At 62.9% G+C, this 15,922-nt stretch carries 18 protein-coding genes; 12 read left to right on the forward strand and 6 right to left on the reverse strand.

Annotated features, from left to right (window positions below):
* Window positions 1-294: 294 nt before the first annotated feature.
* Entirely contained in the window at window positions 295-1,485 is a 1,191-nt protein-coding gene (locus tag WA950_RS12095; protein WP_424551948.1) for a cystathionine beta-lyase, read from the forward strand.
* Between the two features lie 3 nt (window positions 1,486-1,488).
* Here WA950_RS12095 and WA950_RS12100 read toward each other — a convergent pair whose 3' ends face one another.
* Both WA950_RS12100 and WA950_RS12105 read right to left on the reverse strand, forming a co-directional pair.
* Complete coding sequence (locus tag WA950_RS12100) at window positions 1,489-2,646, reverse strand: FAD-dependent monooxygenase (protein WP_424551949.1); 1,158 nt, start codon at window positions 2,644-2,646, stop codon at window positions 1,489-1,491.
* Window positions 2,647-2,668: 22 nt separating this feature from the next.
* Complete coding sequence (locus tag WA950_RS12105) at window positions 2,669-2,917, reverse strand: zinc-finger domain-containing protein (protein ID WP_424551950.1); 249 nt, start codon at window positions 2,915-2,917, stop codon at window positions 2,669-2,671.
* A gap of 166 nt (window positions 2,918-3,083) precedes the next feature.
* Between WA950_RS12105 and WA950_RS12110 the strand changes: the two genes are divergently transcribed.
* The 8 genes from WA950_RS12110 (at window position 3,084) to WA950_RS12145 (ending at window position 9,939) form a co-directional block, all read left to right on the forward strand.
* On the forward strand, window positions 3,084-3,869 hold the full coding sequence (locus tag WA950_RS12110; protein WP_424551951.1) for an alpha/beta fold hydrolase: 786 nt from the start codon (window positions 3,084-3,086) through the stop codon (window positions 3,867-3,869).
* Between the two features lie 90 nt (window positions 3,870-3,959).
* Window positions 3,960-4,793 carry a serine O-acetyltransferase gene (cysE, locus tag WA950_RS12115; protein ID WP_424551952.1) on the forward strand — a complete coding sequence of 278 codons (834 nt, stop codon included), beginning with the start codon at window positions 3,960-3,962 and terminating at the stop codon, window positions 4,791-4,793.
* Between the two features lie 95 nt (window positions 4,794-4,888).
* The gene (locus WA950_RS12120) at window positions 4,889-5,092 is read left to right on the forward strand and encodes a DUF3126 family protein (protein ID WP_424551953.1); all 204 of its coding nucleotides are present in this window, start codon (window positions 4,889-4,891) and stop codon (window positions 5,090-5,092) included.
* Window positions 5,093-5,302: 210 nt separating this feature from the next.
* Complete coding sequence (locus tag WA950_RS12125) at window positions 5,303-5,656, forward strand: phasin family protein (protein ID WP_424551954.1); 354 nt, start codon at window positions 5,303-5,305, stop codon at window positions 5,654-5,656.
* Between the two features lie 261 nt (window positions 5,657-5,917).
* Window positions 5,918-6,268 carry an ATP-dependent Clp protease adapter ClpS gene (clpS, locus tag WA950_RS12130; RefSeq protein ID WP_424551955.1) on the forward strand — a complete coding sequence of 117 codons (351 nt, stop codon included), beginning with the start codon at window positions 5,918-5,920 and terminating at the stop codon, window positions 6,266-6,268.
* 9 nt (window positions 6,269-6,277) lie between these two features.
* The gene (gene clpA, locus WA950_RS12135) at window positions 6,278-8,785 is read left to right on the forward strand and encodes an ATP-dependent Clp protease ATP-binding subunit ClpA (protein ID WP_424551956.1); all 2,508 of its coding nucleotides are present in this window, start codon (window positions 6,278-6,280) and stop codon (window positions 8,783-8,785) included.
* 72 nt (window positions 8,786-8,857) lie between these two features.
* A complete protein-coding gene (locus WA950_RS12140) occupies window positions 8,858-9,598 on the forward strand; it encodes an AzlC family ABC transporter permease (protein ID WP_424551957.1) in 741 nt (246 codons plus the stop codon).
* Window positions 9,595-9,939 (forward strand): AzlD domain-containing protein, encoded by a 345-nt coding sequence (locus WA950_RS12145; RefSeq protein ID WP_424551958.1) that lies wholly within the window; start codon window positions 9,595-9,597, stop codon window positions 9,937-9,939. Before WA950_RS12140 ends, WA950_RS12145 begins: the two co-directional genes overlap by 4 nt.
* A gap of 13 nt (window positions 9,940-9,952) precedes the next feature.
* Here WA950_RS12145 and WA950_RS12150 read toward each other — a convergent pair whose 3' ends face one another.
* The 4 genes from WA950_RS12150 to WA950_RS12165 are packed head-to-tail and all read right to left on the reverse strand — an operon-like array spanning window position 9,953 to window position 12,777.
* Window positions 9,953-10,375: an HIT family protein gene (locus tag WA950_RS12150; protein WP_424551959.1), complete on the reverse strand. Its 423-nt coding sequence runs from the start codon at window positions 10,373-10,375 to the stop codon at window positions 9,953-9,955.
* A gap of 17 nt (window positions 10,376-10,392) precedes the next feature.
* Window positions 10,393-11,586 carry a GNAT family N-acetyltransferase gene (locus tag WA950_RS12155; protein WP_424551960.1) on the reverse strand — a complete coding sequence of 398 codons (1,194 nt, stop codon included), beginning with the start codon at window positions 11,584-11,586 and terminating at the stop codon, window positions 10,393-10,395.
* Between the two features lies 1 nt (window position 11,587).
* A complete protein-coding gene (locus WA950_RS12160) occupies window positions 11,588-12,313 on the reverse strand; it encodes a glycerophosphodiester phosphodiesterase (RefSeq protein WP_424551961.1) in 726 nt (241 codons plus the stop codon).
* Window positions 12,313-12,777 carry a RidA family protein gene (locus tag WA950_RS12165; RefSeq protein ID WP_424551962.1) on the reverse strand — a complete coding sequence of 155 codons (465 nt, stop codon included), beginning with the start codon at window positions 12,775-12,777 and terminating at the stop codon, window positions 12,313-12,315. The genes WA950_RS12160 and WA950_RS12165 overlap by 1 nt, the downstream gene beginning before the upstream one ends.
* Window positions 12,778-12,923: 146 nt before the next feature.
* Here WA950_RS12165 and WA950_RS12170 point away from each other — a divergent pair, with 146 nt between their 5' ends.
* The 3 genes from WA950_RS12170 to tsf all read left to right on the forward strand — a co-directional run bounded on the left by WA950_RS12170 (window position 12,924) and on the right by tsf (window position 15,881).
* On the forward strand, window positions 12,924-13,751 hold the full coding sequence (locus WA950_RS12170; protein WP_424551963.1) for a cell envelope integrity EipB family protein: 828 nt from the start codon (window positions 12,924-12,926) through the stop codon (window positions 13,749-13,751).
* A gap of 188 nt (window positions 13,752-13,939) precedes the next feature.
* Entirely contained in the window at window positions 13,940-14,701 is a 762-nt protein-coding gene (gene rpsB / locus WA950_RS12175) for a 30S ribosomal protein S2 (RefSeq protein ID WP_424551964.1), read from the forward strand.
* A gap of 256 nt (window positions 14,702-14,957) precedes the next feature.
* Window positions 14,958-15,881, forward strand: coding sequence for a translation elongation factor Ts (gene tsf, locus WA950_RS12180; protein ID WP_424551965.1), 924 nt, complete (start codon window positions 14,958-14,960; stop codon window positions 15,879-15,881).
* Window positions 15,882-15,922 lie beyond the last annotated feature (41 nt).

A 15,922-nucleotide genomic window follows, 5' to 3' on the forward strand; every position in this document is an offset into this window, starting at 1 on the left:
CACCCGCGAAACTCGCCACCCTCCCGGCGCGAGGTTGCTTATCTCATTCTCAAAATTCCGCAGGGTCAAGGGAGGGCGAACATTTTCCGGCCGGTAACCTGAATTTGACCGCATTTGACGGAATTTTGGGCGAGAAATCGATGATTTGTGCAGTAAATCGCTCAAAAATACTGCGTATCTGACGCCGGAAGCGCTTTGGGAGCCGTTTCATCCTTTCGTATGGGGGTTGACCTGTAGAGCGCGCTGGCGAAAAGTCGGGCCTCTCAGATCCCTCGCAGTTTCCGGATTGACCCCATGAAAAACAGAGACGAAATCCTCGCCGGCGCGGGCGTGAATACCCGCCTTGCCCATGCCGGAAACGACCCGGCGGACTATCATGGATTCGTCAATCCGCCCGTCGTGCATGCCTCCACCGTGCTTTTCCCGAACGCGGAAACGATGGAAAAGCGTGCGCAGAAGTACACTTACGGCACGCGCGGGACGCCGACGACGGATGCGCTCTGCGCGGCGATCGACGAATTGGAAGGTTCGGCCGGCACGATCCTCGTTCCATCTGGTCTTGCTGCCGTCACCGTGCCGTTTCTTGCCTACCTTTCGGCGGGCGATCATGCGCTGATCGTGGATTCGGTCTATTTTCCGACGCGCCATTTCTGCGACACGATGCTGAAGCGCCTCGGCGTGACGGTCGAGTATTACGATCCGATGATCGGTTCGGGCATCGAGGCCCTGATCAAGCCGAACACCAGGCTGGTGCACACCGAGGCGCCGGGCTCCAATACGTTCGAGATGCAGGACATCCCGGCCATTGCCGCCGTTGCGCACAGGCACGGCGCGATCGTCACCATGGACAATACCTGGGCGACGCCACTCTATTTCCGCCCGCTCGATTTCGGCGTGGATGTCTCCATCCATGCGGCGACGAAGTATCCGGCAGGCCATTCCGACGTGCTGTTCGGCACCGTTTCGGCCAATGCCGCCCATTGGGAGCAGCTGCACGAGACGCAGATCACGCTCGGCACCTGCGCCTCGCCGGACGATGCCTACCAGGTGCTGCGCGGCCTGCGCACCATGGGCGTGCGGCTGGAGCGGCACCAGGAGAGCGCACTGGAACTGGCGCGCTGGCTGGAGGGTGTCGACGATGTTTCCCGCGTGCTGCACCCGGCGCTGCCGAGCTTCCCGGGTCATGAGCTGTGGAAGCGCGACTTCAAGGGCGCGAGCGGCATCTTCTCCATCGTTCTCGACGGCGGTTCGCCGGCGCGCCACAAGGCCAAGGCGCACGCCTTTCTCGATGCGCTCGGCATTTTCGGTCTCGGCTATTCCTGGGGCGGGTTCGAGTGCCTGGCCGTGCATGTCGGCCTCTCCGACCGCCGTGTCGCCAAGGGGCCGGAGGAAGGCCCGGTGCTGCGCCTTCAGATCGGTCTCGAAGACGTCAAGGACATCAAGGCGGATATCGAGCGGGGTCTGGCCGCGGCGCGCGCGGTCTGATCGTCAATCCGGCGTGCGATAGCCGTAGAGCCAGTCGAAATCGGCGGCAAGGCTTTCCGGCTTTCGCAACGCCAGCACGAGATTGCGGGCGAGCGCCGCCGGTCCGCGCGCGTGATAGGCGAAGCGGTTGAACGCACCGCGGCTGCGCACGCGGGCAACGCGCTCGCGGCGGGTCTTCTCGAACGCACGAAGGGCCTCGCCGACGTCCGTGGCGGCGGCGAGCCGGTTGGCCAGCAGCGCCGCATCCTCGATGGCCATTGCGGCGCCCTGTGCCGCAAAGGGCGTCATGGCGTGGGCGGCATCGCCGATCAGCACCGTCTTGCCATCCGTCCAGGCGCCGTCCGGGCATCCGAAGAGCGGCCACATCAACGGGGCCTGCGCCGCGTTCAGGAGATCGCCTATGTCGGCATGCCAGCCGGCAAAAGCATTTTGCAGGCGCATGCGCGCGACGGTATCGCCCGTGCGAGACCAGCCCTCGGGTGGTGCATCCTCCTGGGCATGAATGGCGACGATATTGAAGGCCTGGGCCTCTGCGAGCGGATAGGCGACAAGGTGAGCGTGCGGGCCGAGGAAGGCCGTGACGGTACGCGGATTGAGGAAGGGCGGCGCGGCGGCGTAGGGCACGAGGAGACGCCAGGCGATATTGCCGGAATAGCGCGCGGGCAGGGCGCCGGGCACGGCCTTTCGTAGCGTCGACCAGACGCCGTCGGCGGCAATCAGCACTTCGTCCGGCGCGCCGGAAGGCACGTCCCGAACGCTTTCGATTCGCCGGCCGGTCTCCAGCGTGCAAAGCGGCTCAGCCCAAACGGCATCGACAAGCGCCGCCTGCAGCGAGGCGCGGTGCAACACGCCATAGGGCGCACCCCAACGGCTGCGGGCGGATTGGCCGGCCGGCACGGAGGCGAGGGGGGCGAGGGATTTTCCCGATGACAGGAGGATGTGATCCGGTTCGCTCCACCGGGTGCTCAGCACATCGAGAAGCCCAAGATCGGCGAGGACACGCGACGCATTGGGCGAGAGTTGCAGGCCGGCTCCGACTTCCTCGAAAGCGGGGGCCTGTTCCAGCACGCGCGCGGCAATCCCCTTGCGGGCAAGCGCCAATGCCGCCGTCAGGCCGGCAATGCCGGCGCCGACGATGGTTGTCGATTTGATGGAAGACATGGGGGTGCCGGCCTTTCGGCCGTTACGCCGCGACCTGGCTGGTGAAAATGCAGCCGGCCGGCTCTGTCTGGCTGGCCTTCAGGGTCGGGTTGTAGCGGAAGAGCGTCGAGCAATACGGGCAGACCTTCTCGTTGTCGTCGCCCATGTCGAGGAAGACGTGCGGATGGTCGTAGGGCACCGAGGCGCCGACGCACATGAATTCCTTCACGCCGATATCGATCGTGCCATGGCCGCCGTCGTTCTGGAAGTGGGGAATGCTGTGCCCAGCCATGTCATGCTCCGTAAATACCGTCTTTTCTGGCGCGGACCATAGTCTCGTTGCGCTGAAATGTGTAGATGCAAAACCGTCGCGCTCGATGAGAATTCCACATGGCTGCGGTTTGCCGGCGGCCGGCCGGCACGATGTGCAGGGCAAGAAAACGAAAGATGGCCAAGCGATGAACCTCGATCCTCCGTCCTTTTCCAACTTTACCCATGATGGCCTGGAGCTTGCCTTCTTCGACGAGGGCGATCCGTCCGGGGCTCCGGTGCTGCTGATCCACGGCTTTGCCTCCAGCGCCAACGTCAACTGGGTGTTTCCCGGCTGGCTGAAAACGCTGGGCGATGCCGGTTACCGCGTCATCGCGCTCGACAATCGGGGGCATGGCGCCAGCGCCAAGCCGCACGATCCGGCGCTCTATACGCCGCCGCTGATGGCGGGCGATGCCGCGGCGCTGCTCGATCATCTCGCGATCCCCGAAGCGCATGTGTTCGGCTATTCCATGGGCGCGCGCATCACGGCCTTCATGGCGCTTGCCCATCCCCACCGCGTGCGCTCCGTCGTGCTCGGGGGCCTCGGTATCGGCATGGTCGAGGGCGTCGGCGACTGGGACCCGATCGCCGATGCGCTGCTGGCACCTTCGCTGGACGACGTTACCCATGAACGCGGGCGCATGTTCCGCGCCTTTGCCGACCAGACGAAATCCGACAGGCAGGCGCTTGCGGCCTGCATCATGACCTCGCGCGACCTCCTGACGGAGGCGGATATGGGGCGCATCGACGCTCCCGCGCTGATCGGCGTCGGCACGAAGGACGATATTGCGGGCGCACCGCAGCCGCTGGCCGACCTGATGCCGGATGCCCGCGCGCTCGACATTCCCGGCCGTGACCATATGCTGGCGGTCGGCGACAAGGTGTTCAAGCGCGCCGTGCTGGACTTCTATGCGGAAATCGACGGCAGCTGACCTTGCACTCAAGACAATGGTCGTGCGGCCATTTCGCTCCGGCATGCTTTGCACTATATTTGCATGGAAATGAAAGTAAGGAGTGCGGCGATGGTCGCGACGAACGAACTGAGGGCCGGCGACAAGCTCAAGGCCATGGACCCGATCTGGGACAGCCTGCGCGAGGAAGCCCGCGTCGCCGCCCAGGATGAGCCGCTGCTGGCGGCGTTCCTCTACTCGACGGTGCTGAACCACCGTTCGCTCGAGGAAAGCGTCATCCACCGCGTTTGCCAGCGCCTCGACCATCCGGACCTGCAGGCCAACCTCCTGCACCAGATCTTCGACGAGATGCTCGAAGACTGGCCGGATTGGGGCAGCATCCTGCGTGTCGATATTCAGGCCGTCTACGACCGCGATCCCGCGTGCCTGCGGTTCCTCGATGCCGTGCTCTATTTCAAGGGCTTCCACGCCATCCAGACGCACCGGCTTGCGCACTGGCTGCATGAAAAGGGCCGGCGTGACCTGTCCCTCTACGTGCAAAGCCGCTCTTCCAGCGTCTTCCAGACCGACATCAACCCGGCCGCACGCATCGGCAAGGGCTTCTTCCTCGATCATGCGACGGGCCTTGTCGTGGGCGAGACCGCCGTCATCGGCGAAAACGTCTCGATCCTGCACAATGTGACGCTCGGCGGCACGGGCAAGGAGGGCGGCGACCGCCACCCCAAGATCGGCGATGGCGTCATGGTCGGCGCGGGCGCAAAGATCCTCGGCAATATCAACATCGGCCATTGCTCGCGCATTGCCGCCGGCTCGGTCGTGCTGAAATCCGTCCCGGCGAAATCGACGGTCGCCGGCGTTCCGGCCAGGGTCGTGGGCGCGGCGGGCTGCAACGAGCCTTCACGCGCCATGGACCAGTTGCTCGCGGCCTTCGACTACGATCTCTAGGTGGGAAAAGTCGCTTTCTCGTGGGATTCGAGGGTTTACACACCCCGGAGCAGGTGCGAGAAGCGCGACAAATCAAACGTTGACGGAGACATATCGTGACGCCGGAAGAAATCAGGAAGCTCGAGGCCTACTTCAAGCGCAATCTCAACAAGGAGATTATCGTGAAGGCCCGCGCGCGCAAGGATGAATCCGCTGAAGTCTACCTCGCCGACGAATTTCTCGGCGTCATCTTCCGCGACGACGAGGACGGTGAACTGTCCTACAACTTCTCCATGGCGATCCTCGACATCGATCTTTGATCTGTCGATCGGTTCCGAAGAAAGGCCCGGCAGCCAATGGCGCCGGGCCTTTTTTATGGCGAAATTTCGGCCGGCCTCAGCTGTAATGATCATACCTATTGCGCAAGGCTTTGCTTTGCCTGTGAAATATTGCATTGCAGCATTAGCGTTGACTTTTTTGTGCGACGCATATAGTTTTCGGTCAATCACCGGGATCCAAAGGAGACTTCGATGTTCAATTTTGATGATGCAAGCAAGAAGAACAAGGAAGCCGTGGAAACGCTCGTCAAGGGCTACACGAGCGTTGCCAAGGGCATGCAGGCGATCGCTACCGAGACCGCGGACTACTCCAAGAAGTCCTTCGAAGATGGCGTCGCCCATTTCGAAAAGCTCTCGGGCGTCAAGAGCGTCGAAGCTGCTGTCGAACTCCAGACTGCTTTCGTGAAGTCAGCCTATGAGGGCTTCGTCGCCGAAGCCACCAAGCTTGGCGAAATGTATGCCGACCTCGCCAAGGGCGCGTACAAGACCTACGAAGCGCCGGTCGCCAAGGCGACTGCTGCCGCCAAGGCTGCCGTCGCGGCCTGATCTTTCCAGGTTCTGCCACGCGTATAGCGTTTATCGGCCGGCTGCGGGCAACCGCAGCCGGCCTTTGGCGTTCCGGGGATTGCGCGAGGCTGGTGCCGCGGTGGCAAATTACGCTATTTCCTTAGGATGGCCCGCGATTCTGATTGCAGTGCGAAGCGGGGGTCTTACAATCATGGACCGAGACATTAGATAACAGTTCCAGAAGGCAGCCCCGGCCGAATGCGCCATGGCAAACGACTGTATTCAAGGGAATGAGCAGGCATGAATGTGAGACGGGTTCGGATGCAGGATGGCGATGAAGGCGGCGACACTCCCGGTCGCAGCACCTCCGTCATTACCCGCACGAAGCCTAAGACCAAGAAGCCGAGCCTTTACCGCGTCCTGCTTCTCAATGACGATTATACGCCCATGGAGTTTGTGATTCACATTCTGGAACGTTTCTTCCAGAAGGACCGCGAAGCGGCCACACGGATCATGCTGCATGTGCACAATCATGGCGTAGGCGAGTGTGGCGTGTTCACCTACGAGGTTGCCGAAACCAAAGTGACACAGGTGATGGATTTCTCCCGCCAGCACCAGCATCCCCTGCAATGTGTCATGGAAAAGAAATGAGGAACGAACGTGCCAACATTTTCTTCTAGCCTTGAAAAGGCGCTCCATCAGGCACTGACCTACGCAAACGAGCGCCACCACGAATATGCGACGCTGGAGCACCTCCTGCTCGCGCTGATCGACGATGCCGATGCGGCCGCCGTGATGGGTGCCTGCAACGTCAATCTCGACGTGCTGCGCAAGACCGTCACCGACTATGTCGACCACGACCTCGCCAATCTGGTGACGGGATACGAGGAGGATTCCAAGCCGACCTCCGGCTTCCAGCGCGTCATCCAGCGCGCGGTGATCCATGTCCAGTCGTCCGGCCGCGAGGAAGTGACCGGCGCCAACGTGCTCGTCGCGATCTTCGCCGAGCGAGAAAGCCATGCCGCCTATTTCCTGCAGGAGCAGGAAATGACGCGCTACGACGCGGTCAACTTCATCTCGCACGGCATCGGCAAGCGGCCCGGATCTGCCGAGGAGCGCAAGGTGCGCGGCGCGGAAGACAGCGAGAACGAGCCCAAGCAGCAGCGCAACGGCAGCGAACCGGAAGAGGCGGCCAAGAAGCAGGACGCCCTGACCGCCTACTGCGTCAACCTCAACGAGAAGGCCAGGAACGGCAAGATCGATCCGCTGATCGGCCGCCATGCCGAGGTCAACCGTACGATCCAGGTTCTGTGCCGCCGTTCCAAGAACAACCCGCTCTATGTGGGCGATCCAGGCGTGGGCAAGACGGCGATTGCCGAGGGACTTGCCAAGCGCATCGTCGAAGGCAAGGTGCCTGAAGCGCTGGCCGACGCCACGATCTTCTCGCTCGACATGGGCACGCTGCTTGCCGGCACGCGCTATCGCGGTGACTTCGAGGAGCGCCTGAAGCAGGTCGTCAAGGAACTGGAAGACTATCCGGGTGCGGTCCTGTTCATCGACGAGATCCACACGGTCATCGGCGCGGGCGCCACCTCGGGCGGCGCGATGGATGCATCGAACCTCCTGAAGCCGGCGCTGTCCTCCGGCGCGATCCGTTGCATCGGTTCGACGACCTACAAGGAGTATCGTCAGTTCTTCGAGAAGGACCGGGCGCTCGTCCGTCGTTTCCAGAAGATCGACGTCAACGAACCGACCATCGACGACACGATCGAGATCATGAAGGGCCTCAAGCCCTATTTCGAGGAATACCACAAGCTGCGGTACTCCAACGAGGCGATCAAGTCGGCCGTCGAACTGTCGGCGCGCTACATCAACGACCGCAAGCTGCCGGACAAGGCGATCGACGTGATCGACGAGACCGGCGCGGCGCAGATGCTGCTGCCGGCGGGCAAGCGTCGCAAGCTGATCACCGAGAAGGAGATCGAGGCGACGATCGCCACGATGGCCCGGATTCCGCCCAAGACCGTTTCCAAGGACGACGAGCAGGTGCTCGCCAATCTTGAGCGGGAACTGCGCTCGGTCGTCTATGGCCAGGATCTCGCCATCGAGGCGCTGGCGTCGGCGATCAAGCTTGCCCGTGCGGGCCTGCGCGAACCGAACAAGCCGATCGGCTGCTACCTGTTCTCGGGTCCGACCGGCGTCGGCAAGACCGAAGTCGCCAAGCAGCTCGCCGGCTCGCTCGGCGTGGAACTGCTGCGCTTCGACATGTCGGAATACATGGAGCGGCACACGGTCTCGCGCCTGCTCGGTGCACCTCCCGGCTATGTCGGTTTCGACCAGGGCGGCCTTCTGACCGATGGCGTCGACCAGCATCCGCATTGCGTGCTGCTGCTCGACGAGATCGAGAAGGCGCATCCCGACCTCTACAACATCCTGTTGCAGGTCATGGATCACGGCTCGCTAACCGACCATAACGGCAAGAAGATCGACTTCCGTAACGTCATCCTGATCATGACGACGAATGCGGGCGCTTCCGACATGGCCAAGGCCGCGATCGGCTTCGGCTCGTCCAAGCGCGAGGGCGAGGATCTGGAGGCGATCAACCGCCTGTTCACGCCGGAATTCCGCAACCGTCTCGATGCGATCATCCCGTTCGGCTCGCTGCCGACGCCGGTCATCCATCAGGTCGTGCAGAAGTTCGTCATGCAGCTGGAAACCCAGCTTGCCGAACGCAACGTCACCTTCGACCTCGAGCAGGAAGCAATCGCCTGGCTGGCGGAGAAGGGCTACGACGAGAAGATGGGCGCCCGTCCGCTGTCGCGCGTCATCCAGGAGAACATCAAGAAGAAGCTCGCCGACGAAATCCTCTTCGGCAAGCTCAAGAAGGGCGGCGTCGTTCGCGTCACCGTCGGCCCGAAGGAAGATGGCTCGACGGGCCTGATCCTCGACGCCGTGCCGGAAACCGCGCCGATCAAGCCGAAGGCCGAAATCGCCGAACGCCCCGCCAAGCAGGCAAAGCCGCGCAAGGCCAAGGAAACCGTTGCGGCGGAAGCCGCTCCGCCCAAGGCCAAGTCGCCCCGCAAGGCGGCCGAGGCCAAGGTCGATGCGCCGAAGGACGAGCCGGCCCGCAAGTCCGGCACGGTTCCGAAGGTTCCGCGCAAGAAATAACGGCTGGACGAGACATGTGAGCCGGGCAGGCGACTGCCCGGCTTTCTTTTTGCTGCAAGACCCTGAGACCCGATGACTGCCGAGACCGCGCCCGACACCCGATCCCAGATGCACTGGTTCCTCCGTGGCATGTGCGGCCTGTTCAGCCTGCCGGCGATCATCCTGATGCTCTCGTTCGTCGGTTTCGCCGCCCTCACGGCGGAGGCGAAAGTACCGGTCGGGCAGGTGATGTTCATGACCGGCATGGTCTGGGCGCTGCCCGCCAAGGTGATCCTCGTCGGCTCCATGCTTTCCGGCGCGCATGTTGCGACGGCCTTCATCGCCGTGACGCTCTCCTCCGTGCGGATGATGCCGATGGTTGCCTCGCTGGTCCCGGAAATCCGCGATCGCCGCACGCCGACCTGGCTCCTGCTGATCCTTTCCCACTTCGTCGCGATCACCGCCTGGGTCTTTGCCATGGAGCGGGTGCGCGCGGTGCCACGCAGCGGCCGCACCGCTTTCTTCGCCGGATTCAGCATCACGCTGACGCTGGCCAACATCGTGCTTGTCGGCCTCGTCTACGGTGCCGTCTCGGAGTTTCCGCCGATCGTCTCGGGCAGCCTGTTCTTCCTGACGCCGGTCTATTTCCTCTCCTCGATCTGGATTTCCGCGCGCCACCGCGTGATCTACTGGGCGCTGGGCATCGGCCTTGCGCTCGGCTGGCTCTTCGCGGTGATCGCACCGGAATACGATATCCTGCTGACGGGCGTCATCGGCGGCACGCTGGCCTGGTGGGGTGAACGGACATTGCGCCGGCGGGAGGCGAGGCGATGAGTTTCGACGGGCTCTGGCCCTATATCTACATCGCCATTGCCGGATGGCTCGCGACCGATCTCTGGCGCTGGGCGGGCGTGCTCGTCGGCAGCCGGATCGACGAACGGTCGGAAATCCTGAACTGGGTGCGGGCGGTCGCAACCGCGCTGGTGGCGGCGGTCATTGCCAAGATGATCTTCTTCCCGACAGGAACGCTCGAAACCTCGCCGCTCTGGCTGCGGCTTGGCGCGGTTATGTTCGGCGCGCTGTGCTTCTTCTTCGGCGGACGCTTCCGTCAGATCCTAAGCATAGCCGCGGCCATTGCATTCCTGGCCGCGGGGCTGGCATTGCTCGGCGCATGACCGAGGCTGAAGCTTATTTCAGCGCCGCGCGCAGCTTTTCGGCATTTGCCGCCAGCACGCCCTGATCTTCCATCGTGCCGGAATGCGGCTTCAGCGGCAGGCCTTCGATGCGCGGGATGACGTGGAAATGCAGGTGATAGACCGTCTGGCCGGCGGCCGGCTCGTTGAACTGGATGACCGTGACGCCGTCCGCCTCGAAGGCTTCCTTCGCTGCAACCGCCACCTTCTGCACCACCGGCATGAGGCGGGCGAGCGTTTGCGGGTCGGCGTCGAGGATGTTGCGCGACGGCGCCTTGGGGATGACGAGCGTGTGCCCGTTCGCCTGCGGCATCACATCCATGAAGGCGACGGTGTGCTCGTCCTCGTAGACGCGCTGCGCGGGAATCTCGCCGCGCAGGATTTTGGCAAAAATGTTGTTGGTGTCGTAGGCGGTCATGCTTGTCTCCGATTGGTTCAGTCGATGTCGTCGTGGTCCGTACCGCGGCGGAAGGGGCTGTGTTCGGCAAGATACTCGCCTGTCGCCTCGACGTCGCGCCGTTCGCGTTCGAGATAGTCGGCGATAGCGCGGCGCAGGCCCGCATGGGCAATATGATGGGCCGAATGGGTGACCACCGGCAGGTAGCCGCGGGCCAGCTTGTGTTCGCCCTGCGCACCGGCCTCGACGCGCGCGAGCCCCCTCGAAATCGCGAAATCGATGGCCTGGTGGTAGCAGACCTCGAAATGCAGGAAGGGATGGTCCTCGATGCAGCCCCAGTGGCGGCCGTAGAGCGTGTCGCCGCCGATGAAGTTGATCGCGCCGGCAATGTAGTGTCCGTCGCGCCGGGCCATGACGAGCAGGATGTCGTCCGCCATGCGTTCGCCGATCAGGCTGTAGAAGCGGCGATTGAGATAGGGCCGGCCCCATTTGCGGCCGCCGGTGTCCGTGTAGAAGGTGAAGAACTGGTCCCAGATGGATTCGGTCAGATCCTTGCCTGTCAGCCAGTCAATCTCGATGCCGTGTTCCAGCGCGGCCCGGCGCTCCTTCTTCAGCGCCTTGCGCTTGCGGGAGGCGAGCGTTTCGAGAAAATCGTCGTGCCCGCCGTAGCCTTCGTTGATGAAGTGGAACTGCTGGTCGGTGCGGTGCAGATAGCCCGCTGCCTCGAAGACCGGCATTTCCGCCTCCGGCACGAAGGTTACATGTGCGGAAGAAGCGCCGTGCCGCCGGGTCAGCTCCTTCAGTCCTTCGGCAAGCGCTGCCTGCGTTTGAAGGACAGGCTGGTCGGGCCGGTGGAGGAGGCGCGGGCCGGTCGCAGGTGTGAAGGGGATCGAGGCCTGCAGCTTGGGGTAATATTGCCCGCCGGCGCGCTCGAAGGCATCCGCCCATCCGTGGTCGAAGACATATTCGCCCTGGCTGTGATTTTTCAGATAGACGGGCAGGGCGCCAAGCAACGCACCGTCGTCGCCTTCCAGCAGGAGATGCTGGCCGAGCCAGCCGGTCCCGGCGGTGGCGCAGCCGGATTCGTCGAGGGAAGAGAGGAAGGCGTGGCTGACGAAGGGATTGTAGGGCGTTTGCGCATCGGCCCTGGAGGCGCCCGAAAGACGCCCCCAGTCTTCTGCCGGAATATCGGCGAAACTCGTTTCGACGCGGATGCGCAGCGCTTCCGTCACTTCAGGCCGTCAGGGCTTCGCGCGGATCGAAACCTTCGAAGGTCATCTGGTCCGCATTGTTGGCCGTGATCGTGCGCGCTTCGTCGTCGCGCACGGTCCAGGTGATGATCTGCTTGCCCAGGTCGCGCTGCCGGCTGATGAAGGCGTTCGGCAGGTGGCCATAGTGGTAGGAGATGAAGTCGAGCCCGAGCTGCATCGCTTCCTCGTGCACGGCAAAATTCTCCGGACGGGGCCCTTCCGCCGTCAGGCCGACCGGGCGGCTGGTGCCGATTTCCTTGAGGTCCTTCAGCAGCCACTGGTCGAAGCTCATCAGCGCGACGGGGCCGTCATAGTCCTCGATGGCGTCGAGCACCGCCATGGCGAAACCCTCGTCGTCGCCCTTGCGGCCCTTCAGTTCCAGCACGAGCGGCACGCGGCCCTTCACGAGGCCGAGAAGCTGGCGCAGTGTCGGAATTTTGTCCGCCGTACCGCCGACTTTCAGGAGGCCAAGTTCGCCGGCCGTGCGCTGACGTACGTCGCCCTCTATGCCGCACAGGCGCTTCAGGTCGTCGTCATGGAAGACGACGGGAATGGCATCGGCGGCATATTGCAGGTCGCACTCTATGGCGAAGCCGGCATCGACGGCCCGCGTGAAGGCAGACAGGGTATTTTCCCAGACATTCCGGTTGAGGTCATGATAGCCGCGATGGGCGATCGGCCTCTCGGTCAGCCAGTTGAACTTGTGCATCAGGCGATTTCCATGATGGCGTCGATCTCGACGGCGGCGTTCAGGGGAAGCGAGGCCATGCCGACGGCGGCGCGTGCATGCTTGCCGGCATCGCCAAGGGCGCCGACGAGGAAGTTGGATGCGCCGTTGAGGACGAGGTGCTGCTCGACGAAATCGGGCGTGGAGGCGACGAAGCCGTTGATCTTGATGATGCGCTTGATGCGCGACAGGTCGCCGAGCGCCGCCTTGGCCTGCGCGAGGAGGCCGAGAGCGCACAGTTCGGCCGCCTTCTGGCCGCCGGCGACGTCCACATTCCGGCCGAGGTGGCCGGTATAGGCTAGCTTTCCGTCGAGCATGGGCAGCTGGCCGGAAATGTGAAGCACGTTGCCGCTGATGACGAAGGGCACGTAGTTGGCCGCGGGCGCAGCCGCCACGGGAATATCGTAGCCCAGTTCCTTGACGCGATTTTCGATTTCAGCGGACATTCCGGTCTCCCTTGTTGGCCAGTCTGGGATATCGCTGCGGCGGGCGTTGGCGATATCGAAATGAATATGGCCTTGCGCGCATATTGCCTCGCTTTTGCCGGAAGAGTTCATATAACATCGCGACCGACTTCAACAGGAGGAAACGGATGTTTCGTTCATCCTTTGTCACGGCGCTTGCGACCGGGGCATGCTTTGCCGGCATCGGCATCCCAAGTGCCTTCGCCACGCCGGCGGCCGGGCTCGCGCCGCACCGTGCCGTCTATGACCTCCAGCTCAAGGATGCGACCGAGCGCTCGGGCATCGCCGGCATGTATGGCCGTATGGTCTACGAGTTCAACGGAAGTCCCTGCGATGGCTATACGGTCAGCTTCCGCTTCGTCACGCAGATCAATACCGGCGACGAGACCCGCGTTGCCGACCAGCAGACCACGACCTACGAGGACCTGAAGAACGGCAGTTTCCGCTTCCTCACCCGCTCGTTCACCGACGAGAAGCTGGACAAGGAAGTGCGCGGCTCAGCCCGCGAGGAAAAGGAAGGCGTAAGCGTCGATCTTACCGCGCCGGACGCCAAGCAGGTGGAGCTTGCCGCAAGCCGTTTTCCGACCGGGCATATGCTGGAAGTGATCGCACGCGCCAAAAAGGGGGAGCGATTCTTCGAATCACGCATCTTCGACGGCTCGGATTCTGGCGACAAGGCGCTGATGACGACCGCTGTCGTCGGAAAGAAGGAGACACCGAAGAGCGGCGACCCGGACGCCGACAGGGCCGGCAGCTTCTCCAAGCAGGCCTTCTGGCCGGTCTCCATCGCCTACTATAACGACACCAGCGAAGGCGATGCGCTCCCGGTCTACCGCATGTCCTTCAAACTCTACGAGAACGGCATCACCCGTGACCTCACCATGGACTATGGTGAATTCGTGCTGTCCGGCAAGCTCGCCAAGCTGGAAATGTTCAAGGCGCAGGAGTGCAAGTAGGCAGCAGCCTCACCGCTTTTTTGACCGGCTGCCCTTGATTTTCCGGGACACTGGGGGTAAGGGGCAGCCATTCCACACGTGAGGCATGGGATTGTCCGGGAGAAATCCGGTCCGTTCCGCCCGGTGGTATCCCCGAATGGGGGTGCTGTTTGCCTTGCGGAGGTTCAACCGGAAAAGGATAACTAGGCATGGCATTGCCCGATTTCTCTATGCGCCAGCTTCTCGAAGCTGGTATTCACTTCGGCCACCAGACGCACCGCTGGAACCCGAAGATGAAGCCGTACATCTTCGGCGACCGCAACAACGTTCACATCATCGACCTGGCACAGACCGTTCCGATGCTGTCGCGCGCCCTTCAGGTCGTCAGCGACACGGTCGCCGGCGGCGGTCGCGTTCTGTTCGTCGGCACGAAGCGCCAGGCGTCCGAGATCATCGCTGACGCTGCCAAGCGTTCGGCACAGTACTACGTCAACGCCCGCTGGCTCGGCGGCATGCTGACGAACTGGAAGACGATCTCCAACTCGATCCAGCGCCTGCGCAAGCTCGACGAAATCCTCAGCTCGGAAGCTTCGGGTTACTCCAAGAAGGAGCGCCTGACCCTTGAGCGCGAGCGCGCGAAGCTTGACAAGGCTCTCGGCGGTATCCGCGACATGGGCGGCACGCCGGACCTGATGTTCATCATCGACACCAACAAGGAATCGATCGCGATCGAGGAAGCCAAGCGTCTCGGCATTCCGGTCGTCGCCGTCATCGACTCCAACTGCGATCCGGACCCGATCGATTTCCCGATCCCGGGCAACGACGACGCCTCGCGCGCCATCGCCCTTTACTGCGACCTGATCGCCCGCGCTGCCATCGACGGCATCGCGCGCCAGCAGGGCGCTTCGGGCCGCGACCTCGGTGCCTCCGCTGAAGTTCCGGTCGAGCCGGCACTCGAAGCCGAAGCCTGATCGGGCAGGGTGGCGACGATTTTCGTGGCTACCCGTTGAAAAATCAGGACAAGGCCGTTCTCCATCCAAAGGTCGAACGGCCTTGTTCGTTTTCCGGATAGCGTTTTCGACGCTGAGGCGTCGGCCGCCGGAAAACGTTGTGATGATCCGTTCATCACATTGTTACATCCAGGGGGCATCCCCCTGCCGATAACCGGGAGCAGCGGACTGCTACAGCCTGCCAAACTCCCCTTAGAACCTGCAAAGAGGCGATACGATGAGTGTTACTGCAGCAATGGTGAAGGAACTGCGCGAAAAGACCGGCGCAGGCATGATGGATTGCAAGAAGGCGCTTGCTGAAACCAACGGCGACATGGAAGCCGCCATCGACTGGCTGCGCGCCAAGGGCATCGCGAAGGCTGACAAGAAGTCGGGCCGTACCGCAGCTGAAGGCCTGATCGGCATCGCCAGCGCCGGCACCAAGGCCGTCGTCGTCGAAGTCAACTCCGAAACCGACTTCGTTGCCCGCAACGATGCCTTCCAGGACATCGTCCGCGGCATCGCAAGCGTCGCGCTCGGCACCGACGGTTCCGTCGAGGCGGTTTCTGCTGCCAACTATCCGGCAACCGGCAAGTCGGTTCACGACACGATCACCGACGCGATCGCCACGATCGGCGAAAACATGAACCTGCGCCGCGCAACGCAGCTGTCGGTCGAAGACGGCGTCGTCGCGACCTACATCCACAATTCCGTTGCTGACGGCCTTGGCAAGCTCGGCGTTCTCATCGCGCTGAAGTCGACCGGCGACAAGGAAGCCCTCAACGCCATCGGCCGCCAGATCGCCATGCACGTTGCTGCGACCAATCCGCTCGCCATCCGCGCCGAGGAAGTCGACGCTGCTGTTGCCGAGCGCGAGCGCAACGTGTTCATCGAGCAGTCCCGCGATTCCGGCAAGCCGGAAAGCATCATCGAAAAGATGGTCGAAGGCCGCATGCGTAAGTTCTTCGAGGAAGTCGCCCTGCTGTCGCAGGCCTTCGTCATGAACCCCGACCTGACCGTCGGCGCTGCCGTAAAGGAAGCTGAAAAGACCGTCGGTGCGCCGATCGAAGTCGTCGGCATGGCCCGTCTCCTGCTCGGCGAAGGCGTCGAAAAGGAAGAAACGGACTTCGCCGCTGAAGTAGCCGCAGCCGCCAAGGGCTGATTTTCCCATTCTTCTTGGGAAATAGATGGCCCGATAGGGAA

Source organism: Shinella sp. (genome assembly GCF_049651085.1).
Lineage (GTDB): Bacteria > Pseudomonadota > Alphaproteobacteria > Rhizobiales > Rhizobiaceae > Shinella.